This window comes from Rickettsiales endosymbiont of Trichoplax sp. H2 (assembly GCF_009690945.1).
Classification (GTDB): domain Bacteria; phylum Pseudomonadota; class Alphaproteobacteria; order Rickettsiales; family Midichloriaceae; genus Aquirickettsia; species Aquirickettsia rohweri.
In genome coordinates this window covers 162,663-187,851 of record NZ_NPHZ01000001.1, presented here as the reverse complement: position 1 = coordinate 187,851, position 25,189 = coordinate 162,663, and the positions used below count along the sequence as shown (strand labels likewise).

The window sequence follows — 25,189 nt, the reverse complement described above, 5'->3', positions numbered from 1 at the left end:
TATATTGAAGTATTATTTCTATAAAATTTAAGTTCATCAATAATCATTTTTAATTCTTCATATTAGAATTATTTCTCAAGATTGAATCATTAAATCACTACATCAACTTTAATTTTTCAATTTATGCATTCATTTCTTAACTATAGATTAATATGGTAATTACAATAAAACAGAGTCACCACATCCACACTTTCCCTTTTCATTAGGATTGATAAAAACAAAACCCGATTTTATCTTCTCATCTACGTAATCTAATTTTGTTCCAAAAATTTTTAATACTGTACTTGGGTTAACAAAAACACTCACTCCTTTATCTACTATTTCTTCATCTAATTCCTTTTTTTTATAAACATATTCAAATTTATACTTACTACCTGAACAACCACCAGATTCAATATTAACCCCTATACCAATTGGTTTTTTATTGTCTTTTTTTAAAAGACTTTTTATATGCTCTGCTGCAGAATCTGTAATTGAAATTATATTTTTATTCATTTTGTCCATTTATTTTTTATTGAATCAACTATTGATTTCATTTGCATACTTAGCGACCCCTTAACTAATATTATATCATTTTCTTTTATATAATCATTAATAATTTTTGACATTTTCTCTGAATTTTCTTCATAAGCACCTTTTACTTCTTTAGCAGCATTATCATATAAATTTTTCATTAACTTTCCTACACAAAATACTTTATCTATTCCATCAATATTGATATTTTTATGAAATTCTACTTCTTTTGCACCTAGCTCTTTCATATCACCTAATATTGCTAAAATTCTTCCATTAGTTTTTTTTAAAGATACTGCATTTTTGACTGCTGATGAAAGTGCTTCAGGGCTTGAATTATATGATTCATCAATAAGCTTAATACAATGCGATAGATTTATCACTGCTCCGCGTCCTGATTGAGGTTTAAAATTTATAAGAGCCTTTTGTATCTCAGTTAAATCAACATTTAAAACATTAGCACAAATAAATATTGCTAAAGAATTATATATTAAGTGATCTCCAACACTTTTATCAAAATTTTGTTCATAATCTTGATTAAAATATTTGATCTTTACTCTCTTAACATTTTGATCATAAATTATATCATTTATATAACAAATCGATTTATCATCTTTTCCAAATGTAAAAATTTCTAATCCAAATTTTTTAGCCTGCTTTAATTGAATATTAAAATGCAAAGATCCTTCATTTAAAATAGCAAATCCAGGCTGCTGCATATTTTCAAAAATTTCTGATTTTGCATATGCAATATCTTCAGTTGAAGCAAAAAATTCAAGATGCACTGGATGTATATTAGTAATAATCGATATGTTAGGCTTTGCTATTTTAGTAAGATTTAAAATCTCTCCTTTATTGCTCATACCTAATTCCAATACACAAAAATCAACATCTCTAGGACAATTTATAATTGATAACGGCAATCCATAATGATTATTAAAATTTTTTGTACTAGCAAATGTTTTGCCACAATTTGATAAAGCTAATTTAAGCATTTCTTTCGTACTTGTCTTACCTACACTTCCTGTAATTCCAATAACTTTACCATTAATTGATTGCCTACGATATTTTGCAAGAGTATTTAATGCTTTTGCAACTTCATCCACCCTTATCACTTTATTTCTATTAGCTTGGCTTACTTTTTCTATATCGTCTGTAAAACATAAACTTGCTCCATTTTGAAAAGCAATATCAATAAACTCATTACCATTAAAATTTTCACTAGATAATGCAATAAACATATCACCTTTTTTAATAGTCCTGGTATCAATTGATGCGCCAGTAACATCTGAAAAATAATTAATTTCTTTACAATTCAAAGCATCCTCAAGTTCTTTTTTACTCCATAAAACATTTTTCATTAACTTGCTCCCATCTTTTTTAATCTTTTCCTTATTGCTGAAGTTGGTATTTTCATAAACTCTCTATACTTAGTTACAGTTCTTCGTGAAATAGATATGCTATATTTTTGACTTAGTATATTACTTATATCTAGATCAGATAAAATTTTTTCTTCATTACATATAATATCTTTTATTGTATTTTTAACTGATATACTAGAATGGTGATTTTCTGTTAATTCAGATTTTATTTTAGAAGAAAAGAAAAATTTAATCTCAAACACACCATGTGGTGTCTCAATATATTTATTTCCAATTCTACTTATAGTACTTTCATTAACTTCTAATTTTTTTGCTAAATCTGAAACAACTAAGGGTTTTAAAAAATTAACACCATTTGCAAAAAACTCATATTGTAGCTCTAATATCTTATCAGCAAAATTTAATAACAACTTTTTCCTCTTTGTTAAAGCAGTAACTACTTCTATTGCTGTTCTTTTATTTTTTGAACAAAATGATTTTTCATTTGGCTTTAAATTTTTATTATCTATATTATTTTGATAAAAACAATTAGGAACTGCTTTATCATTTATAATTGGATAAAATCCCTGATCTTTATTACCCTTAATGATAATTTCTGGTAATATAATTTGAGAGTTATTTGTTAAAAAATCTCTACCAGGTTTTGGATTTAATTTTTTTAATTTTGAAATTAATTCTCTTAACTCCTCCTCAGAAATTTCACACTCTTTTTTTAAGGATTTAAAATCTAACTTAGCAACTAAATTCAAATTCTCTAAGATTTTTTTAAATTTTGAATTAAAAATATTTTTTTCAATCGCCTGTAATTTCAAGCATTCTTCAAGATTTTGCGAATATACACCAATTGGATCGAAAGTTTTTAAAATATTCATTATAGAGTTAAACTTTGTTAAAGATATTTTTAATTCCTGAGCTATATTCTCATCTAAACCTCTAAAATAACCATTATCATCTAGCATATCAGTAACATAATAAGCAATGAATTTTTCATTATCATCTTGAAATGTTAAATTTATTTGATTAATTAAATGTTCTTTAAGAGTTAATGTTTTATCTACTAATTTTGAAAAGACTTCATCTTGATTATAATTATTATCAGTAGTACTTTGTAAATTCTTATAACTTTCTTCATTATTTACAAAATCGACTTCCTCAGTTTCAAGAAATGGATTTTCAATGATTTCTTTTTCTATAAAATCTTTTAAGCCAATTGTATGCATACTAAGAATATTAATGGATTGTTGCATATTTTTAGATAATGCAAGCTTTTGAGATATTTTTTGAACCTGTTTTTGTCCTAGCACTTCTTAGTATTAATTATTACATGAGTAGTCATCAACATTATGACATTTTTAATAATTAATTTCAAAACATGTTTCTGACAATATATGAGTAACTGTTATTTGCAAATTATGGCTGTTGTTATTATTTAATGAATAAATAATATTAGATAAGGGCAAAATATATAAATTTTTAGATTTTGAAAATATTATTGGCGTTGAAAATATCATATCTCCAGGAACACTGTGAGTATAATTTTTTGGTCTAATTTCAGACCATTTCTCCTTAGTTAATTTACAAATCTCCAGGTTTTCTGAATCAGTTTCTATTATATATCTACCATCCCAAATACTTTTGCCTTTTTTTAATATTTTTATTGACTCAATAAATTTTGGCTCTTTATAAAAATAAATTACACCTTGATTAAGCAATATTATACAGCCATTTATAGTAAATTTTTGTTGATCTAAATTATTTAAATTTCCTGATATATACTTTAATTGTTCAATTCTAATTGGATAGTGATTAAAATCATTCTTAACATATTTTATTATATAATTGATTAATCTAAGTTTGATTTCTTCATGTTGATCAATAAAATTAGTCTTACTAATAGAAATAAATCCTAAATCACCAATAGTACAATATTTTTCAAAGATTTCTTTTAGATAGCTTTCAAAAAAATTTCTAGCTCTTCTAGCATTCTCTGATAATAAATTTAACCTTTGAGTAAATTTAAAATCTTTATCGCATTCAGAAATTAAATTTCTTACCTTCACCCTATCAAATTTTACTTCTTTATTTGATTTATCTTCTAACCAAAATATATTTTGGTCTATCATAAAACTTAAAATTTGACTTTTCCTGAATTGTAAAAATGGACGTATAATATTAATTTCATTTATTTTAGTTTTAAATTCAATGCCACTAATTCCATCTATCCCACTACCTCTTAAAATCCTTAAGAAAACTGTTTCAGCTTGGTCATCATAAGTATGCGCAACAAATAAATTCTCTATATTATGATCCTTACAGTAATCACAAATTAACTTATAACGAGCTTGTCTTGCTTTATTTTGAATATCAGATTTTATTATTTCATGTTGCCAAGTCAATATAACATGATTTATATGTTGATTCTTTAAATATCTAGCAACTTCATTAGCTTCAAAAGTAGAATCTTTTCTTAATTTATGATCTACAGTAATTGCTGTGAAAATAATATTATTTCGTTTGCAAATTTTATTTAATAAAAAAGCCAAACACATACTGTCCACACCACCAGACACTGCAATAGCAACTGTTTTTAATTTAGATATACAAAAATTTTTAACTAAATGTTGTTCAAAATTATGAAAATTTAATTCCACTATAAAATAAACATATATTATTACTTTGATTTATTAGATATAACACCTAATACTCCTTGTGAAGGATATTCATTAAAATTTTTTATTTTTATTTCTTCATTATTTCTATTTATCTGCTTTTGCTCTGAATCAGTAAATTTATAATGAAGCATATTCTTAGATAAACCCAAAGTATATAGATCTTTATTAAATTTTATAGTCTCTAGTATATTTAAAATTTTACTATATTTATTTTGTATAGCAACAGCCCTTGCATCACCTTTATATTTATTCTTAATTGATTGATCAGCCCCAATGCTTAATAAATAAATTACGAGTTTGGGATTATTATATCTAACTGCTAATATCAAAGGAGTATCACCGTTATTATTTTGTGCATTTACATTAGCATTATTTTGAATTGCAAATTTCATACCCTCCAATGATCTTAAAGTACAAAAATCAATAAGTGCTTTGTCAGCATCTTTCCTTGTATCAAATATATCACTAATCACAATATTTTTATATTCATCCTGTACGTAATCAAAAAATGTTTTATTATATTTATCTTGTAAAAACATATTAACATCAGATCCTAATAATACTCTAACTGCTTTTAAATTATTCATAATGGCTGCTAAGTGGAGTGCAGACATTTTATTTGAAGTAACAAAATTAGGATTAGCTCCTCTTATAAGCAAGTATCTTAAAGAATTTGTTTTACTATTTTCTACAGCGTACATCAAAGGTGTATACTCATTACTTTTATTTTGTGCATTGATATTAGCACCTTTTAACAATAGACCTTTTATTGCCCCTATATTCTGGTCATTAACAGCAACAAACAATAATTTAGAAAGTTCATCTTTAAACATAAATTTAGGAATATTTGTTTTAATACCTTTTTTTTGAAGATCAAGAAGATATTTAGGAGGTTTGATGTCATAATTATATGGCTTTCTTCTCATATAATTTTTTTCATTAAAATCATTATTATCAATAAATTCCTCAGGCGCTGGAAAATAACTTATTGATTTATTATTTTTTTTAGGAACAACCTTTTTTTCACTAAATTAACTTGATCATTTTTAGTAATATTGCTTTTACTATTTTTTAAATGAGTTTTTTGATTTAACTTTTTATTACTTTTAATAGTATTTTTGTTTTGCTGTAATTTTTCTTTTTTATTAATTTTACTTTTTGATACTTCTGGTAACTTCACTTGCTTGTTTTCCTGTGGCTTAGGTACTTCTGGTAGCTTCACTTGCTTACTATCTTCTGGCTTCGATACCTCTGGTAGCTTCACTTGCTTACTATCTTGTGACTTTGGCATTTCTGGTAGCTTCACTTGCTTACTATCCTGTGACTTTGGCACTTCTGGTAGCTTCACTTGCTTACTATCTTCTGGCTTTGGCACCTCTGGTAATGATTGTACATTAGTACTTGGAAAATTTTTATTATCTAAAATTTTTATATTTTTGTTATTTGAAGTTTTATTTTGAATGGATTTTTTATCAATAGTTATACCCAATTTTTTAGCTTGCTCAATAAAATCATTTGAAAACTCCGAAGAAGCAAAAACATTATTAAAACTAAAATTGAAAAATATAAAACTTAAAATAAATATGAAATTTACTCTACTCATTTTTTGGGATAATTTTTTTAATTTCTTTTTCCACCAATTCTCTAACAATAACTGGCAAATTCTTATTTAACCACTTCTTTAACTCCGGTTTTAATACTTCTTTGACTAATTCTTCAATTGCTTTATCTTTATTCGATAAATAATTTAATTGATCATTATCAACTTCATCCACAACATCTGTTAGATCTAAAGTATCAAAATTAACATCTTTTAGCTTTTTATCAATTAAATCGTTTTTCAATAAATCTAACTCTTGCGAAATACTTTTATTTTTAGGCAATTTCTATGCAATATAAGTTTAGTATACTAATTATTAGCAGTATTGATACTATTAGTCTACTTTTTATCTTTAGATTTTGAATTCAACTGTATTGAGTCAAAATCAATTTGATTATATGGAACTAAAGGAGTAATTATTTCACTTATTGGTATTTGTTTTTTACTCTTATTTTTATCTAAGCTAAATACACTAAAACAAGAAAGAAAAATTGTTAAAATTACATATGAAATTGGGTAACCATAAAATCCAAACAACTTAATAGAAAATGAAGAATAAATTGGACCAATAATTGATCCTACACCAAAAGATATAGTTAATCCTTCTGTTCCACGAATAATTTCTGATCTTTTCAAATGATCACAAACCAAATTCATACTAACTGGATAAATAGTAAATGAGAATATTCCAATTATAATCACTATAAAAATTAACACATAGTAATTAACCAACTTGAAATACTCTAATACAGCAAAAATTAATAAAAAAATGCTATACATTATATTTAGCATTATTTGAACTTTTCTCCTATCCATTTTATCAGAAAAATTTCCCAACGGATACTGCATCAAAACACCAGATAAAAAAGTAATTGCCATTGCAAAAGCTATAAATTGTGTATTATCTGCTATTTCTTCTACATACAATGGAAGTATAGAAAAAATGCTAGAAATAATCATACCAGAAATAAAGCATCCTATAAACCCAGCCTTTGAGGCATGATAGATTTTCTTTAATGAAATACTATCGTGTTCCTCAAGTAAAGGTGGCGTTACAGGAAAACTTGATAAAGGAATTATTGAAGCTATTATTAAAATAGTGGAAATACAAAAAGGCAATATTGTAGATATAGTGGCTTCAGATAAAAAGAACTGGCCCATAGAATAGGAACTATATAACACTATCATATACATAGCTAATGTTTTACCTCTATTATTTTCAGATGATGAACATAAAATCCAACTCTCAACCACTATATATAATCCAGCAATACATGCACCTTGGATAAATCTACATATAAAAAACACAATAATATTATCATTCATACCTGGTAGGATGCTAGTAATAGCCATTATTGATGCTAATGTTGAGAAAGATTTAACATAACCCACTATTTTTATTAATTTGGAAATTTTAAGAGAACCAAATAACATACCTGAAAAATACATAGCAGCTATGCACCCAATTAATAACTCTGATTTTCCCGCAATTTTGAATTTTAACGATACCAGTGTATTCATTAACCCTGAACCAGATATTAAAAGAGCAGTACTTAAAAGTAGCAACCCTATGGAAAGAAAAATTTCCTTTAACCTCACAACATTAAACATATATTTCTATATTTGGTATTATACTTCTATCCGTAAGTATATCAGAAAACTAAGCTAAACAGCTAGAGAATTTTTAATTACTTCAACTTCTTTCTTTAATTCAGGATTATTGCTTATTTTTTTATTAAATTTTCCTAAATAATATAATACCGTAGAATGATCTCTATCTCCTAATTTATTGCCAATTACCTTTAAACTTTTAGAAGTAAGTTCCTTTGCAAGGAAAGATATAATTTGCCTAGCTAGAACCAATTTTTGATTTCTTTTTTTTGATAATATATCAGGTTTTGACAGTCTATAATATTTGGCTACTGCTTTTGTTATATAATCAATTGTCACTATCTTTTCAGATGTTTTCATATAATTTTGAATATATAATAATATATTATCTAAAGATGGTTCTTGAGATGAAACAGTTAAATATGTTGAAAGATTGTTTAAAGATGCTTCTAATTCTCTTACATTAGTAGTCACTTTTTCAGAAATTAAGTGTAAAATTTCTTTTTCAAATTTTACACCATTCTTGCTATTATAAAATTCTAAAATTTTTAATCTCAAAGGCTGATCAAAATTACCTATATGAATTGTATTACTAGAAATTAAAAGAGATTTTGTTTTTAAATTAGATAACTCCAATAAATGAGGAGCAATACTTGAAGCTATTATTACTATTTTACCTAATTCAATCAAAGAATTTAAAATTAATGAAAATTCCTTTTGAGTGCTTTTTTTGCCACAAATAAACTGTATGTCATCGATTAAAAAAATATCTATATTATTAATTAAACTCCTAAGTTCAAATAATGTATTATTTTTAACTGCATTAACAAAATTATGCATAAATTTTTCTGCACTTAAATAACCGACTTTGGTTTTTTTATTATTGCTAAGAATATGATTTGATATTGATTGAAGCAAATGAGTTTTCCCCATACCTACATGAGAATGAATATAATAAATATTGCTATGTTTATATGAAGTACTTTTAGAAGCAATATCATAACAAATTTTATATGCTAAAAAATTTGCATCTCCAACAACATAATTTTCAAAAATATATTTAGGATTTAATTTAGAAAAGACATCTTGAACTAAAAATACATTTCTATTTACTGACTCACTAGAATCGATATTATTTTCTTCGTCAACAATTATAGAAAGCTTATTGATTTGTTGATCTATTTTATAAACTTCTTTTTTTATAATTAAAAAATAATTATTAATAATCCATTCTCTAATAAAATTATTTTGAACTGATATTGTAATTGTTCCCTTTTCTAATTTTACAAATTTGACCTTAGAAAACCAAACATCAAGTTGATCAGCTTTAACAATATTTTTTAAATTAGAAAAAACAACACCCCATAGCTCTTCCCCATATTTTTCACTAATGTGTGATTTAGAAATCAATCTATTTATATGCTCCATAATAATATCAAATTTTTAAAATTAGTTAAAAGTATCCATTGCTCCTAAAGAGGTTTTTTAAAAAATCTATGTATAAATTTATTAACTGTATATTTGAACTATTTTTATTGTTTCGTAAAGAAATTTAATTGCATTTTTTTAAAAAAATTTGTTGACTTATCTTAATGCAGATATTTTGACCCATAGATATAACATTACTTTAAGAGCAAAACTTTTTAAATAAAGTAAAAAATGCCTACAATTCCTACTTAATTAAATCTTTATTTTTAACTTATTATTATGTATTTAATTGTATAGATAAGGAAATTTTAAAGTAAATACTGTATACTTATTAATAGATGAATAACAATTTATTGAACCATTTAAATCCTCCATTATAAGCTTACAGTATGCAAGCCCTAAGCCAGTACCACTTTCGCTATTGTTAAAATATTTATTAAATATCATTTTTATATTTTTTTCATCTATACCTTTTCCATAGTCAATAAAAAATATAGTACCTGGTTTATCCTTTTCAGTTCTAATTTCAATACGAGTATCTGCACCATTATGATTATATGTATTTTTTATCAAATTAATAAAGATAAACTTTAGCGCATTATAAGAACACCTTACATTAAATTTTTCACTAATTTTTATATTGATATTTCCTGCATGAGGCATAAATAATTTACAATCTTCAACAGATTCATATATGCAATCTCTAATTGGATATATATCTTTTGGAATCCTTCTCACGGCTTGACTTAAAACTGAGAGTAAAATTTCAATAGTATTTAACCCATATAGGCTGATTTTTTCAATATCCTTACCAATTTTTTCAATAGAAGTTACCCTAGTTTTAGTAAGATCATACTGATAATCATCTTTAAATTCTTCTTTCTTAGCTTGATTAAATTCTTCATTTAACAACTGAATATACCCATAAACAATAGATATAGGAGATTGAATTTCATGAGAAATTAAATTAGCAAACATCTCTGTCATCTCAAGTTGCTTTTGTTGTTCATCTTCTTTTTTTTGCAATTTTACCTCTTTCTTTTTAATTAAAAATAGTCCTATAAATATAAAAGATAAATACACGTATAATAAGAGTGCAAAATTTGCTAAATCAAAAACAAAGTTATTAAAATTTATAATAAAAAATATTATACATCCTAAGGTAAACCCTATAGTCAAACTAATTAAAAAACCTATAACATTCAAAAATTGATAAAGTAATAATATTGACATAATACCATTAACCGCCCAAAAACTATTATGACCATTATTAAAAAACATATAGCTTGCAGTAAAAGGTAAACAAAATGTTACTGTAAAAAAATAATAATATATTATAATTTTCTTCTTAAATCTGTGACTAAATAAAATATCCCTAAAAATCAAAGAAAACACTAATAAATAGCTGATTACAGTTAATACAAGTAAGGAAAGAGAATTTTCTTTTAAGTAAAAACTATAAATAAAAAAATAACAAAGAGCAAACATGCTAAAACGATTATATAACGGTTCTTGCTTAGTAAATATCTCTTTTATTTTCTTCTTTAATGGAATTTTTTCATATTCTCTTTTAAAAATTTTTCTCTTAATTTTAAAAAATATATAGATTTCAATAAATAAATCTTTAATTGCATATTTTTTCACCACACTTAAATAATAAGTACCAAAATAACCTATAATAACTCCAATTTGTGAAGTTAAAACATATAACAATGTATATTGTGGTAAAAATTTTAAAGTAAGGTAAATAAATATCAATCCAGTAAAAATACCTATATAAAAAGATTTCAAATTAGCTGGGAAATAATAAAGTGCTGCAAAAAAAGGTATAATAATTAAATAAACTCCACATGCTCTAAAAATCCATATTAATTCAAATAAATTTTTGGAAAGCATAAATAGAGGTATTATAGATATTATAAGGATAAAAAATCGTAAAACTCTTAACTCCTGCTTTTCTGTTAAGCTTGGATACAATACTTTAATCAAATCTTTTGTAAGTGCAACACTTGCAGAATTAATATATGAATCTGAAGTTGACATAATAACAGCAAATAATCCAACTATTATAAATCCTTTTAAACCTACAGGAACATAGTCACTTATAAACTTCAGCATAATATTTTCCCCAGTTCCATAATAATTTGCTTTCATTATGCAAGCAATTACAAAAATTGAAAACATAAAAGGAACTGTTATACAAAACAAATAATTAAATATTGTTTTTAGCTTCTTTGGGGTTTCAATAACATCAAGTATCTATGCATATAAGGTGCAGATATTGACGGCATTAAAGAAGCAAAAAGAACACTTATTAATATTATAATATTTTTAAAATTAAACTCAAATTTAAATTCTGATTTTGGAATCTTCAAGAGTACTTCTTCAACACCATTAAAATTAGTACTAACAACTGCATATGCTATTGGAATAATTAGAAAAAATATTATAAATTGATACACATCTATTGCCATAATTCCTCTAATTCCGCCAATCATTCCATAAAGTGCTATTGATCCATAACCAATAAAAACACCATATGCAAATTCTATACCAAAGAAATACTCAAATATCACACCTAAAGCCATACTTTGCATACAAATAGTTCCAATAGTTTCAACAACTATTGCAAGTACAGTGAAAAACCTAGCAGATGTACCATACAGTTTACCTATAGCTTGGCTTAAGGTTGAGCAAAATTGTAGATTATAAATTTTTGGTACTAATAATTTTGAAGTTATCAACCATAAAAATGGCTGTGAAAATATAAAAATTAAAATTAAAAATCCACTATTATACAATTTATCAACATAACCCATAGTAGATCCAGCACCTATACCAGTGGCAAAAATAGAACAAACAAACATGATTGTTGAAGAACCCTTAATTCCAAAAGAAAAATCATCAGGTTTTTTTATTTTTCTAAAATAATGAAAGGCAATATAAAAACAAATAAAAATATGGATTATTACTAATGAAATGTCAAAATATGATAAATTTCGCAAATTAAAAGCCATAACAAGACCAATAAATAATTTCACCTAACCTACTTATACAATTTGCAAATAACTTTTCAATATATTTTTTTATTATTAATAATATAAAACACTTGAATATTTTTTGATTTAGATATAATACAACTATAGGTATGATAACTGTTAAGTAATTAGGTATAAATATGAAGAAATTTACTTTAACAATACTAGCTGCATTAGTAACAATTGTGAGTGCTTTTGCTGATGTTGGACAATAATTAAATAATTATTGCCTGTAATTTTAGCTCAACTATGACGATAATATTTAAATTGTTATTATAGTCATTGTATGTTAGAATATTAAAGCAGCATAAGTACTTATGCTGCTTTTTTATTATTGTGGTTAATTATATAGATTAATAATAAAGAAAAATAGATATATTATTTTTTTATTAATGCAAAAAGCAACCTTATTAACAAAAAATATAACTAATAAACTCTCTTTTTTGGAGGAAAAAATTCCACATCATCAGTCAATGTTTTCTTTGATACTTCTCTATAATCAATTTTGATCTTATCACTAATACTAATCAAAGTATGTTTCATCCATTTTTTATCATCTCTTTCTTGGTAATCTTCTCTAGCATGCGCCCCCCTTGATTCTTTCCTATTCAACGCAGCTGATATTGTTATAAGTGCTTGAGATCTAAGGTTATCTAATTCCAAAGCTTCAACAAGATCACTATTCCATATCATACTCCTATCTGAAATACCAATATCTTTAAATGAATCATATACCTCTTTCATTTTTTCAACACCTTCTTTTAACGACTTTTCCGTACGAAATACTGCAGCATGTTTCTGCATAGTTTTCTGCATTGTAGTCCTTATTTTAGCAGTAGAAAGCTTGCCATTAGAGTTCCTTATTTTATCAAATCTATCAATAGCTTTTTCTATATATTTATCTAAAATATTAGGTTTTGAAGAACCAGACTTAACTACTTCACATGCCCTAATAGCTGCTGCTCTTCCAAATACAACCAAATCAAGCAAAGAATTAGAACCTAATCTATTAGCACCATGAACAGAAACGCAAGCAGCTTCTCCAATTGACATAAGGCCAGGAACTACATCAATTGACTGACCATTTTTCTTAACCACTTCTCCATGATAATTTGTAGGTATACCACCCATATTATAATGCACAGTTGGCGTAACAGGTATTGGCTCTTTAGTCACATCAACACCAGCAAAAACCTTAGCTGTTTCAGAGATACCAGGCAATCTTTTATGTATAATATTTGCATCTAAATGAGATAAAACTAAATGAATATATTCACCTTCTTCACCACAACCTCTTCCTTCATCTATTTCTATAGTCATTGCTCTACTTACAACATCTCTTGATGCCAGATCTTTCACTGAAGGAGCATAGCGCTCCATAAATCTTTCACCATCTTTATTAATAAAATATCCTCCTTCACCCCTTACACCTTCTGTTATTAAACATCCTGCACCATAAACACCAGTTGGATGAAATTGTACAAATTCCATATCTTGCAAAGATAGTCCTGAGCGCAATGCCATGCCACCACCGTCTCCAGTACAAGTATGTGCTGATGTTGCAGAAAAATATGCCCTACCATACCCTCCAGTAGCTAATACTACCAAGTTTGCACTAAATTTATGAATTGTTCCTTCTTCAAGAGAATATGCTAAAACCCCAATAAATTCACCACTATCATTTTGAATTAAATCAATTGTAAAATATTCAATAAAAAACTCTGCATCAGCTCTCAAACATTGCTGATACAATGTATGAAGTATAGCATGCCCAGTTCTATCAGCAGCTGCACATGTTCTCTGAGCAGGCTCACCTTTACCATATTTTGTAGTCATACCTCCAAATGGCCTTTGGTATATTTTACCATCTTTTGTTCTTGAAAAAGGCACACCATAATTTTCCAATTCTATTATCGATTCAGCAGCATTTCTACACATGTATTCAATAGCATCTTGATCTCCTAACCAATCAGCACCTTTAACAGTATCATACATATGCCAACGCCAATCATCTTTCCCCATATTACCTAAAGATGCGCTAATTCCTCCTTGTGCTGCAACTGTATGGCTTCTAGTTGGAAAAACTTTTGTAATACACGCTGTTTTTAAATTTTTCTCAGCCATACCTAAAGTAGCTCTCAATCCTGCTCCTCCAGCTCCTACTACTATGATATCGTATTTATGCTCTATAATATTATATGCTTTCATATTCATTTTACCCCATTCCTGTAAAATATCTAAATAATAAATGATAAAAAACAAAATTAATAAAACTCACTATATATGTTATTATACAAATCAAAATTAATAATTTATGAAGTATTTTATATAATATTTTACAATGAATATAATCTTTCATAATATCTTCAATACCTAAATAACCATGGTATAGAAAAAATGAAATAAAAATGAAAACAAGAGAAAAGTTTAATGGATGTGATATAAATAATATAAACTCTTCCGGAGATGAAGATCTAACAAGCCAAATTATACAAAGCACTAACCATATAAAAAGTGGGATTAATACTAATGCAGTAAATCTTTGCCTTATAAAATGCACTGTAGAAAATTTTGAACTTCCTTTTCCTTTTGCCTTACTATTTAAACTTTTAAAACTCATAATATCAATTATTTATAAATAATTAGGTACCAAAATATACAAGTAAATATAACAGAGAAAATCACAGCTAACCATCCTGTTAAATTTATCATCTTTATATCCATTAATTTGCCTGAGTCCCAAAATAAATATCTTATACCTGTACACATATGGTAAAAAATACAATAACTAAATAATATTAATATTGAAATAAAAAATTTATTAGTTACTAAGTAAGTTAATACTTTACCAAAGTCTTCAAGAGTTGTGCTTTTAAAAGTATAAATATTAGTGGTCCAAAGTATAATCAAAAATCCAAAAAATAATATAAACCCTGTAATTCTATGCATTATAGAGAGTACAGACGTAATTTGAGGTTTATAAATTGTTAAATGAGGTGATAACGGCTTATCTTTTTTTATCATTAATATTTAATAATGCAATTTATATTCTATAACCACATGATAGTGTTATTTTTTGTTAATTCAAGCATTTTTGCCTTTTTTAATTAAGCTTATTAAAAAAATTGAATGACTATGTACTAAAACAACAAGATTAATAAATTATGCTGTAACAGGATTAGATTTACTTTTTGGAAAAAATAGAAAATACTTAATATATAATAGCTAATTCTTATGCCTAATCAAAGAATTGAAAAATATCGCATGCAAAAAGAATTACTGAAAATATCTTATATTAACAAAATTGGTAATAAATAAATTATGTGCAGGATTATTTGTTATAAAGGCGCAAATTCTATTTTAATCAGTGAATTAATTGAAAAACCAGAAAACTCATTAATTAATCAAAGCATTGCTGCAAAGCTAGGTGAACACGGCACTAATGCTGATGGATTTGGCATAGCATGGTATGATCAACAAATAGATGATACACCAGGAATATTTAAATCAATAAGGCCTGCATGGAACGATACTAATCTAAAACATTTATCTAATAAAATACTATCAAATTGTTTTTTAGGACATGTTAGAGCTTCTACAGTAGGAGATGTAACAATCAATAATTGTCATCCTTTTTCTTATAACAAATATTCTTTCATACATAATGGAACTATTCATAATTTTGAAAAAATACGTCGCTCACTATTAAATACTATAAATTCAAAACTTTTTACACAAATTAAAGCTCAAACAGATTCTGAGCATTTATTTTACTTGATTATGCATTTCCTAATTAATAATGAGAATCAAAATTTAGAAATAGCAATGTTAAATGCCTTTAACTGGATAAATGAAAAACAACTTAATAATGATAGCAAATGTTTCTCCAAACTTAATATTATTATAACAGATGGAAATCAAATTGTTGCGACAAGATTTGCTTCAAAAAATAATGAACCTATATCACTCTATTACAATATTAATAAAGATAATAGCATTACTATCGCTTCAGAACCACTTTCAAATACACAAATACCAGAGTGGAATTTATTACCTCCAAATTCTTATTTAATAAATAAAAAAGATTCTTTAAATTTTAAAATAAAATATTTTGACTAACTTTTATGTAATAGCAAATTATAAAATAGTTAAATTACATATAAACTAGAATTAATATTATTATATAAACATAAGCTATCTAAAGTAACAAATAACCTCTTATAATTACTCAATAATATAATAAGGGTTATGAGATACATTGAATCTTAATAAAACTTAATGTCTCTAATTATAAGCCCAATATATTATGAATTTATACACACAATTATAAATAGTACTTTTATACTTTACAATTTCATGATAAGCTCTTATAGGTCCTAGTATACGCATGGTATCGCTTGATTAACACAATATCCATGTATAAAATTATACTGTGAAGGTTAACGTTTATGGATACAGAAAAAAATAATTTTATACTCCAACAAATTCCTGCAAATCGCAAATTAGTTGAAAAATTATATTCACATGGAAAAATTACAAAAAAAACTCGAGAATATGCACTTAATCTGCTATATCCTCATGATCAGTGGATATTATGGATATCACGCTTACTGCTCACTATTGGATCAGCGTTGATACTTTCGGGCATCATCTATTTCGTTGCTTTCAATTGGTCAAAAATAACCCCATCAATAAAGATATATTCGATTCAATTTGGCATTATTAGCTGTTTAATTGGAGCCTATTTTTACTCTTTACAACATATTAATGGGAAAATTTTACTGCTTTTTGGAAGTATATTAATTGGTGCATTTATGGTAACATTCTCGCAAATTTACCAGACTGGAGCAAACTCTTACCAACTGTTTATGATGTGGTCACTGCTTACATTCGGCTGGACATTAATATCAAACTTTGCAGCACAGTGGATCTTCTGGTTAATAATTACTAATATCTTTTTTGTGTTATGGTGGGAACAAGCTGCACAACCTACCAGGGAAATTGAATTTATGATCTTTACCTATATGGCCTTATTAAACGGAATCGCTTTAGCACTGCGCGAATATTGTATTATAACAAAGACTTGTAAATGGCTTGAAGCTAAGTGGATACGCTTGGTACTTACCATAGTTGTTTTACTAATAATGTTGATCCCTATTGTTATTTGGATAATATATCCTAGTATAGCTACGAAATCTATTATATTTAGCAGTATTATAGGCTTTGTTGGACATGGAATAGCATATTATTTCTATCGCTATAAATTGCCTGATATGTGGTCACTAACCGCTACTATAATTTCCAGTTGTTTTATCATCGAATGTTACATCTGTAAAACATTAGTTGCAAAACCCCTTTGGGAATCGTATGCATTTACATATATGATCATGGGGATATTGACATTAGGGATATTTACCGCCTTAATTACTTATCTCCGAAATGTATTAAAAAAGCTGAAGTTCGACCATGCCTAAATATACAATAAAATATAATGCAGCAGAATTGCTTCAGCAGCTTAGAAGCAAAGGCCTAGCTATTAATAATGAGCTTTCTAATTTTATTATATATCAACATAAAAAGAAAGAACTTCCACTTTACTTAATGATCTTGATTGGTATTGGAACATTTATTGCATCACTCTGCTTTATTGGCTTTCTAGAAGTTGTGAATATTATCAATATTTTTAGCTATAACAAAAGTTCGATTATTTTGGGACTGGCTTTCATTACCAGTGCAATAGGATTACAAAGAGCTGCTGGCCAAGATAATACGGTCAAACATAATTTTTTAATACAATCTTCCTTTATTTGTATGTTAATTGGCAAGATATTATTTGTAGTAGGTATAAGCCAAGTACTAAACTATAAATGGAGCATCACATTAGGATTACTGATTATTACCAGTATTACTTATAATATTTACCAAATGTCAATAGATAGATTCCTATCGTTATTTACCATGCTATCTTCTATTTTAATAAATATTATATGGGATTATATATGGGGTTATAATACCAACTACTTAACAAAATTGATACTAAACGCTTGCTTTTTAATACAATTCACTATTACTGCTATTCTACTAACACACGATAAAATTAAACAAGATTATATTCCACTGTCTTATGCATTTACTTTATCACTTTGTATGATCATTTTATTTATAAACTCACAGACACTATTAGGTTATATCAGTAATAAAAAAATGATTGATCCAACCTTTATCAACATTGTTTTGAGTATTGGATTGATTGCTTTATTCATCCAGACCGCAGGTGGTATAGAAAAACTTAAAACCACTCCATTAATATTAGCTTCTGTAGGTGTGGTACTTTTGGGATACATTTCAGCTACAGGCATATTATTAACGATTGGGATTATGGTTCTTGGATATGCTAAACATGAAAATCTGCTGATTATCATAAGCGCTTTATTCATGCCAATTTTTATATTTTTGCACTATTATAATCTTGATATCTCTTTACTACAAAAATCAGTAATTCTTATCATAAGTGGTGCAGTGCTACTGACTGGAAGATTTTACCTTAAGTATAAAATTTGAGATTAATGAGGTATGCCATGCGTATTAAAATAATGATTATATTGTTAGTGATGATCCTAACTGCACTAAACTATAGCATTTACGAAAAAGAGCTTATCAAGGATCATGGTCAAACAATCTTACTAGAATTAGCTCCTGTTGATCCCCGTTCCCTAGTACAAGGAGACTATATGCGCTTAAGTTACACTATAGAACGCAATGCACTAGCTAAACAACTAGCAGACCACCATAAGCGTGGATATATAGTAATTTCCCCAGATAATCATACCGTGGCACACTTCATACGCTTTCATGAAAAAGAGGATTTAGCAGCAAATGAAAAACTACTCCACTTTTATAAAAAATATAACAGGATAAGAATTACACCTAATTCTTTCTTATTTCAAGAAGGCCATGCAAAATATTACGAAAATGCCAAATATGGAGTATTTAAATTCGATAATTCAGGCAATTATCTGCTTATAGGATTAGCTGATAAAAATAGAAAAACAATAATAGCTCCATGAACCATAAAAAATATAAACTTTATTAAATAAACTGAAAGGCAATTGAATAAATTTTAAAAATGATAAGAAAGCAAAGCTTATAAGGTTTATACTTATTCTCTCTTGAATGTAGTAACAATTTATTAATATTATTAAAACCTAATCCATCATATCAATAAATTTCATCTGTACAGTCATTATAACACTATTATCGTTAATAATAACTTTGATACTTCAACACTTCAGGCGTCTCCAGCTCTAATATCTTATTATTGTAATATACTCCATCACCAAAAATGACTCCCGTAACATGAATAATTGTTTACTCTAATAATTTTGGAACTGTAGCAATATATTCATTGAATTATTCATAATTTTGTTCATAATGTTTTCATTGATAAACTCATTCAAGTGCAATGAAAAATTTTAATGCAGATTTAAATGTAATACTAGAAGCAATTAAAAAAGCATCAGTTAAAATTAGTAAAGATTTTTATGAAATTGAAAAATTACAAATTTCTAAAAAAGGAGTTGCAAATTTTGTAACAAACACCGATTTAGCAGCTGAAAAAACATTAATATACCATTTACAAAAAAGTAGACCAGAATACAGCTTTTTAACCGAAGAATGTGGAAAGATAGATAGTTTACAAAACACAAATTCTGATCAAGCAGAATATAAATGGATAATTGACCCAATTGACGGTACATTTAACTTCATGCATGGCATACCATTTTTCTGTATATCTATAGCCCTTGCTAAAATTACTAAAGAAGAATCTTCTATTATTTTAGGAGTAATACATAACCCCATTAATAATGAAACATTTTGGGGTGCAAAAAGACTAGGAGCATTTTTGATAGATAGTTTAGGAATTCAAAGAAAAATTAAAGTAGCTGGACACAATGATTATGAAAGAGTTATTTGTGCAACCCATGATAATTCAAATTCAAGCGATAAATTAAGGCAATACCAAGATTACGTTCATTCAAAACATAGTAAAGCTAGAATTTTGGGAGCCTCTGCATTAGAATTAGCGTATTTAGCTGATGGAAGAATTAATCTATTAATTCAAGGTAAGTTAAACATTTGGGACTATGCAGCAGGATTAATTATTGTGAGAGAAGCAGGTGGAGTTGTTAAAGATCTCAATAAAAAAGACTTAACTCTTACCTTAGTAAATGGAATAATTGCAGGAAACGAAAAGTTAGTAAATGAAATTGAAAACAATTGCTAATTTAAATTTTAACCAATTCATGAATCATGCCTTATCTCAGGCTGAAATAGCATTTAAAAATAATGAAGTGCCAGTTGGCTCAATTCTCACTCATAATAATAAAATTATATCTAGTAATTACAATAAGGTTAAATCTAATGTAGATCCAACTGCGCATGCAGAAATTTTATGTATAAGAGAAACTGCAAAGAAATTAAAAATAACAAATCTAAGTGATTGTGAATTATATACTACACTTGAACCATGTGCTATGTGCGCACAAGCAATTGCATTTAGCAAAATAAAGTGTTTATATTTTGGTGCTTATGATAAAAAATTTGGTGCTATTGAAAATGGTGTAAGATTGTTTCATTCAAAAACACATAATCATACTCCTGAAATATATGGTGGCATTATGGAACAAAAAGCTGTAGATTTAATGCAAAAGTTTTTTATAAGAGCACGACAAAAATAATTAATGCCGATTTAAAAATGATAAATACAAAAACATTTAAACTTAATAACCTAACTGAAAACTCAAAAAATGATGTTGAAGAAAAAGTATTTGTAGAATTAAATATTCCTAAATTTAAGGTTAAACATAATTCAGCAAAATCATATATATTCCATTTCAACAATAAAATTGAAAAAATCCAAGCTGATACTGCATATGAAGCAATTAATAAATATAATTTAAAAAACTTTAACAAAGTAGCTTATATACGCAAAGACTCCGATACAAAAAGCATCTTTGCTAAAGATGAAATAACAAATAATAACTCTATATGACTGTAATTACTAGATTTGCCCCAAGCCCAACAGGATTTTTACATGTTGGAAATTTAAGAACTGCCCTTATTACATGGCTATATGCAAAATCAAATAATGGAAAATTCTTATTAAGAATTGATGATACTGATATTAAAAGATCAAAAAATGAATATATTAGCTCTATTAAGGAAGATTTAAAGTGGGTAGGAATTGATTGGGATGTTTGCTTTCAGCAATCTGATAGAATAGCTAAATATGAAAATGCAAAAAATAACTTAATAAAAGCAGGTAGATTATACCCTTGTTATGAAACTGAGGAAGAACTCGCTTTAAAAAAGAAAAGCTTATTAAGTCGAAATTTACCTCCAATTTATGATAGAGCATCATTAAAATTAACAGCTGATCAAAAAACAGATTTAGAATCCAAAGGAATAAAACCTTATTGGAGATTTTTATTAAATAATGAAAATATATCTTGGGACGATAAGGTTAGAGGAAATTTGCATTTCGATCCAAAAAATTTAAGCGATCCAGTATTAATAAGAACAGATGGAACTCTAACTTATAGTTTAGCATCTGTTGTAGACGATATAGAGTACAGAATTACAGATATTATTAGAGGAGAAGATCATATCTCAAATAGTGCCATACATATACAAATATTTAAAGCTTTATCTTCAGAGCCACCTAACTTTAGTCATATTTCATTAATGACTACAAAAGATAAGAAATTATCTAAAAGAGAGGGTGATTTTAGCATTAAAGAATTAAGAAAAAATGGAATTTTATCATCTACTATTGCAACTTTTTTCGCTAAAATTGGAAGCTCTGAAAATATTAAAATAGGAAAGAATACTAAAAAGCTAATAAATGAGTTCTCCTTTAAAAAATTAAGCAAATCTACAGTGCAATATGACTATAATGAATTAGTAGCTTTTAATATAAAAGTAATACATTCACTAACTTTTGATGAGATTAAAAATTACTTAAATTCAGTAAATTTAAATGATATTGATGAGGAGTTCTGGCTGTCTATAAGACCTAATATTACTGCACTTCAAGATATTGAATTTTGGCATAAAATTTGTAAAAAAGACATCAAAACAAAAATTGTAAATACAGAACTCATTAGTTTAGCAATAAAACTACTACCTAATACAAAATTTGACTCCAATACTTGGAGCATATGGATAAATAATATAAAAAAACACACAAAATTAAGAGGCAAAGAGTTATTTATGCCTATTAGGTTAGCATTAACAGGTAAAGAAACTGGTCCTGAATTGAGAGATTTACTACCACTTATTGGTAGAAATTTAATAATTCGTAGACTTAATGATCTTAATAATGAATAATTATTGTAAAAAAAATATATTAATATATATTATTGATGAAGAAAATGGATAAAGTAACATTAAATTATGTCATACATGAACAAAAATGGTGATCAAATATTAATATCAAGCGCACAAGTTAGAGCAGCTAGGGGATTGTTGAACTGGACTCAATCAGAATTAGCAAATAGGTGCAATCTTACAAAAGCTACAATTGCTAATATTGAAAATGAAAAACACCATTTAACAAGCAAGACAGCAAATAAAATTCACAATGCATTTACAAACGCAAAAATTGAATTTTTAGTTAATGACGGCTTAAGGAACAAAGTAGATATAATTAAAACACTAGATGGAAAAGATGGGCTTTTATATCTTTTAAATGATATTTACGAATCAGTTAAAGAAGTTGGCGGTTGCATAAAAGTTAGTGGCATTGAAAAAAACTCTATTAATAAATTAATAGAAGAAGAATATATATCTATGCATGAAAATCGCATGGAAAAAGTAAATAACCTAAGTTATAAAATTCTTACAAGTAATAAAGATAGTAATATAGATGATAAAAAATATAAAGAATACAGGCAAATACCTGCTGAATATTTTTTTCCGTTACCAATATTTATTTATGATAGAAAAGTAGCTTTTGTTATATTTGATCCACTCAGAGTCTTATTAATTGAAAATTTTCATATTTTTTTAGTAAATTCTAATCAGTTTGATATGATTTGGGACAATTTAAGTAAAGATATATAATTACATTCTTTTTTATCAAATATATTTTTCATTATGATAATTTATTTTACAAGATGACTTTAGCTTGAATTATTATTTTGATTATAGTCCATGTACTTGCTTTGCAAATTATAAATCTCTAATTATTATTGAGCTTCTATATATTTTATTAAATTAATTCTAGCTTCAGGAAATCTTATATAATTTGGTGTAAATATAAATTTTTCAAAAAAATAACCCACTAAATTTAATGCAGTCATTATGTCTTGTTTACAAGCTTCTATATTACTGTTTATTAAAAATTTTGGTAATTTAAATAATTGATCTTGATATTTTGCACCAACCTCAGCTGTTACAGCGTTACCAGTTCTAGGAGATACATATTTTAAATTACTACTAGAATTTGTGATAGCGCATCGACTCCAATCTAAACCATAACCACAATAATTTAATAATTTTTTTTCAAAATTGATATATGCTTTATACACTTCATTAAGTATATCATTAGTACAAATTATCTTTAATAATAAATGTAATTCTCGAAATGCTAATTTATTCACTTCTCTATCTTTTAGCATTACTTTTATCATTGATATTGTTGAATTCAATATCGATATCTTATTTTTATCAAATATTATATCTGAAAACACACAATCTAAAATTTCAATTTTTAAGTATCCTAACTGATCGTTTAATCTAGCTTTCCAATGAAAAAATATAATACTCCCTGGAATATTCTCATTTTTCTTTTTGCTTACTCTAATTAATCCAGAGATAATACCATTATTTTCCGAAAAACATTTTACAATCAAAAATTTTTCCTGAAAGTGCTTAACTGATAATATTACGCCTTTATCTCTAATCTCTATCATATTTGTATTTTTTTAGTATTTCTTAGTTATCACTTTATGGGATTTTTTTTGATATGAGTTAAATAATAACGTCTCTGTTATAAACTTATCTTTTGATTTATAAACACCTTTTACTAGATATCCATCTGTCACTCCTGTTGCAGAAAATATAACATCATTTTTTACTAAATCATCTACTTCATAAACTTTTTCCATATCTTTAATCCCCATCTTATTAGCTCTTGAGATCTGCTCTTTACTCTTAAATACCAGTTTTCCTTGTATTTTTCCTCCAATACATTTTAATGCAGAAGCTGCAAGAACTCCTTCTGGAGCACCACCACTACCAACATATATATCAACATCACTATCGGAACTTGCAGCTGCTATAACAGCTGAAATATCACCATCGGCTATTAACCTTACTTTTGCCCCTATACTCCTTATTTCATCAAGTAGTATTTGATGCCTATCTCTTTCAAGCATCATGACAACTATATCTTTAACATCACAATTTTTATATTCTGCTAAATTACTAATATTTTTTCTGATACTTTTATTTATATCAATAATATCATTTGGAAAATTTTTTCCTATAGCTATTTTCTCCATATACAAATCAGGAGCATATAAAAAAGAATCTTTAGAACTAATTGCAATTACTGCCATAGACCCAAATCCTGCCTTAGCACATATTGTAGTACCTTCAAGAGGGTCAACTGCAATATCAATATCTTCACCTCCTTTACCTAATTTCTCTCCAATATATAACATAGGAGCTTTATCTCTTTCTCCTTCACCTATGGCAATTCTTGCATTCATTGGTAACTTATTTAATTCTTTCCTCATAATATCTACAGCTGCTCTATCTGCAGCAATGTTATCTCCTTTACCGATCCACTCGTAACATGCAATTGCTGTATTTTCCGTAATATTTTGAATAAGGTATAACCATTTATTATCCATAATTTTCTATGCAAAAACAAAAATT

General features: G+C 26.6%; 25 protein-coding genes. 9 read left to right on the top strand and 16 right to left on the bottom strand.

Annotated elements, in window-relative coordinates:
- Nucleotides 1-159: 159 nt before the first annotated feature.
- From h2es_RS01015 to sdhC, 14 genes are all read right to left on the bottom strand, one after another.
- Nucleotides 160-495 carry a HesB/IscA family protein gene (locus tag h2es_RS01015; RefSeq protein ID WP_154510590.1) on the bottom strand — a complete coding sequence of 112 codons (336 nt, stop codon included), beginning with the start codon at nucleotides 493-495 and terminating at the stop codon, nucleotides 160-162.
- Nucleotides 492-1,874, bottom strand: coding sequence for a UDP-N-acetylmuramoyl-tripeptide--D-alanyl-D-alanine ligase (locus h2es_RS01010; protein WP_154510588.1), 1,383 nt, complete (start codon nucleotides 1,872-1,874; stop codon nucleotides 492-494). The genes h2es_RS01015 and h2es_RS01010 overlap by 4 nt, the downstream gene beginning before the upstream one ends.
- On the bottom strand, nucleotides 1,874-3,199 hold the full coding sequence (gene rpoN, locus h2es_RS01005; RefSeq protein WP_154510586.1) for an RNA polymerase factor sigma-54: 1,326 nt from the start codon (nucleotides 3,197-3,199) through the stop codon (nucleotides 1,874-1,876). Before rpoN ends, h2es_RS01010 begins: the two co-directional genes overlap by 1 nt.
- Nucleotides 3,200-3,247: 48 nt before the next feature.
- Nucleotides 3,248-4,546 (bottom strand): tRNA lysidine(34) synthetase TilS, encoded by a 1,299-nt coding sequence (tilS, locus tag h2es_RS01000; RefSeq protein ID WP_154510584.1) that lies wholly within the window; start codon nucleotides 4,544-4,546, stop codon nucleotides 3,248-3,250.
- Nucleotides 4,547-4,566: 20 nt separating this feature from the next.
- Nucleotides 4,567-5,493: an ankyrin repeat domain-containing protein gene (locus tag h2es_RS00995; protein ID WP_154510582.1), complete on the bottom strand. Its 927-nt coding sequence runs from the start codon at nucleotides 5,491-5,493 to the stop codon at nucleotides 4,567-4,569.
- A gap of 59 nt (nucleotides 5,494-5,552) precedes the next feature.
- On the bottom strand, nucleotides 5,553-6,170 hold the full coding sequence (locus h2es_RS00990; RefSeq protein ID WP_154510580.1) for a hypothetical protein: 618 nt from the start codon (nucleotides 6,168-6,170) through the stop codon (nucleotides 5,553-5,555).
- Entirely contained in the window at nucleotides 6,163-6,450 is a 288-nt protein-coding gene (locus h2es_RS00985; protein ID WP_154510578.1) for a DUF2497 domain-containing protein, read from the bottom strand. The genes h2es_RS00990 and h2es_RS00985 overlap by 8 nt, the downstream gene beginning before the upstream one ends.
- Nucleotides 6,451-6,506: 56 nt before the next feature.
- Entirely contained in the window at nucleotides 6,507-7,778 is a 1,272-nt protein-coding gene (locus h2es_RS00980) for an MFS transporter (RefSeq protein ID WP_154510576.1), read from the bottom strand.
- A gap of 54 nt (nucleotides 7,779-7,832) precedes the next feature.
- On the bottom strand, nucleotides 7,833-9,188 hold the full coding sequence (gene dnaA, locus h2es_RS00975) for a chromosomal replication initiator protein DnaA (protein ID WP_195909941.1): 1,356 nt from the start codon (nucleotides 9,186-9,188) through the stop codon (nucleotides 7,833-7,835).
- 303 nt (nucleotides 9,189-9,491) lie between these two features.
- The gene (locus h2es_RS00970) at nucleotides 9,492-11,414 is read right to left on the bottom strand and encodes a sodium:solute symporter family transporter (protein ID WP_268258904.1); all 1,923 of its coding nucleotides are present in this window, start codon (nucleotides 11,412-11,414) and stop codon (nucleotides 9,492-9,494) included.
- Between the two features lie 17 nt (nucleotides 11,415-11,431).
- Nucleotides 11,432-12,247, bottom strand: a complete 816-nt coding sequence (locus h2es_RS00965) for a sodium:solute symporter family transporter (RefSeq protein WP_154510570.1) — start codon at nucleotides 12,245-12,247, stop codon at nucleotides 11,432-11,434.
- 423 nt (nucleotides 12,248-12,670) lie between these two features.
- Complete coding sequence (gene sdhA / locus h2es_RS00960; RefSeq protein WP_154510568.1) at nucleotides 12,671-14,458, bottom strand: succinate dehydrogenase flavoprotein subunit; 1,788 nt, start codon at nucleotides 14,456-14,458, stop codon at nucleotides 12,671-12,673.
- A 1-nt stretch (nucleotide 14,459) separates the two neighbouring features.
- Nucleotides 14,460-14,864, bottom strand: coding sequence for a succinate dehydrogenase, hydrophobic membrane anchor protein (gene sdhD / locus h2es_RS00955; protein WP_154510566.1), 405 nt, complete (start codon nucleotides 14,862-14,864; stop codon nucleotides 14,460-14,462).
- A gap of 8 nt (nucleotides 14,865-14,872) precedes the next feature.
- On the bottom strand, nucleotides 14,873-15,268 hold the full coding sequence (sdhC, locus tag h2es_RS00950) for a succinate dehydrogenase, cytochrome b556 subunit (RefSeq protein WP_126044356.1): 396 nt from the start codon (nucleotides 15,266-15,268) through the stop codon (nucleotides 14,873-14,875).
- A gap of 297 nt (nucleotides 15,269-15,565) precedes the next feature.
- Between sdhC and h2es_RS00945 the strand changes: the two genes are divergently transcribed.
- The 9 genes from h2es_RS00945 (at nucleotide 15,566) to h2es_RS00905 (ending at nucleotide 23,368) form a co-directional block, all read left to right on the top strand.
- Entirely contained in the window at nucleotides 15,566-16,363 is a 798-nt protein-coding gene (locus h2es_RS00945) for a class II glutamine amidotransferase (RefSeq protein ID WP_154510564.1), read from the top strand.
- Nucleotides 16,364-16,692: 329 nt separating this feature from the next.
- Nucleotides 16,693-17,718 carry a DUF2157 domain-containing protein gene (locus h2es_RS00940; RefSeq protein WP_154510562.1) on the top strand — a complete coding sequence of 342 codons (1,026 nt, stop codon included), beginning with the start codon at nucleotides 16,693-16,695 and terminating at the stop codon, nucleotides 17,716-17,718.
- Nucleotides 17,711-18,805 carry a DUF4401 domain-containing protein gene (locus h2es_RS00935; protein WP_154510560.1) on the top strand — a complete coding sequence of 365 codons (1,095 nt, stop codon included), beginning with the start codon at nucleotides 17,711-17,713 and terminating at the stop codon, nucleotides 18,803-18,805. Before h2es_RS00940 ends, h2es_RS00935 begins: the two co-directional genes overlap by 8 nt.
- A 17-nt stretch (nucleotides 18,806-18,822) precedes the next feature.
- Entirely contained in the window at nucleotides 18,823-19,311 is a 489-nt protein-coding gene (locus h2es_RS00930; protein WP_195909940.1) for a GDYXXLXY domain-containing protein, read from the top strand.
- Between the two features lie 395 nt (nucleotides 19,312-19,706).
- Nucleotides 19,707-20,528, top strand: a complete 822-nt coding sequence (locus h2es_RS00925) for an inositol monophosphatase family protein (protein WP_154510556.1) — start codon at nucleotides 19,707-19,709, stop codon at nucleotides 20,526-20,528.
- Nucleotides 20,506-20,982, top strand: coding sequence for a nucleoside deaminase (locus h2es_RS00920; RefSeq protein WP_230204222.1), 477 nt, complete (start codon nucleotides 20,506-20,508; stop codon nucleotides 20,980-20,982). The genes h2es_RS00925 and h2es_RS00920 overlap by 23 nt, the downstream gene beginning before the upstream one ends.
- Before the next feature lie 17 nt (nucleotides 20,983-20,999).
- Nucleotides 21,000-21,296, top strand: a complete 297-nt coding sequence (locus tag h2es_RS00915) for a hypothetical protein (RefSeq protein WP_154510554.1) — start codon at nucleotides 21,000-21,002, stop codon at nucleotides 21,294-21,296.
- Nucleotides 21,293-22,633, top strand: coding sequence for a glutamate--tRNA ligase (gene gltX, locus h2es_RS00910; protein WP_154510552.1), 1,341 nt, complete (start codon nucleotides 21,293-21,295; stop codon nucleotides 22,631-22,633). The genes h2es_RS00915 and gltX overlap by 4 nt, the downstream gene beginning before the upstream one ends.
- A 75-nt stretch (nucleotides 22,634-22,708) precedes the next feature.
- A complete protein-coding gene (locus tag h2es_RS00905) occupies nucleotides 22,709-23,368 on the top strand; it encodes a helix-turn-helix domain-containing protein (RefSeq protein ID WP_230204221.1) in 660 nt (219 codons plus the stop codon).
- Between the two features lie 125 nt (nucleotides 23,369-23,493).
- Here h2es_RS00905 and recO read toward each other — a convergent pair whose 3' ends face one another.
- On the bottom strand, nucleotides 23,494-24,219 hold the full coding sequence (recO, locus tag h2es_RS00900; protein WP_154510548.1) for a DNA repair protein RecO: 726 nt from the start codon (nucleotides 24,217-24,219) through the stop codon (nucleotides 23,494-23,496).
- 12 nt (nucleotides 24,220-24,231) lie between these two features.
- Nucleotides 24,232-25,164, bottom strand: a complete 933-nt coding sequence (gene glpX, locus h2es_RS00895; RefSeq protein ID WP_154510546.1) for a class II fructose-bisphosphatase — start codon at nucleotides 25,162-25,164, stop codon at nucleotides 24,232-24,234.
- Between the last annotated feature and the right edge of the window lie 25 nt (nucleotides 25,165-25,189).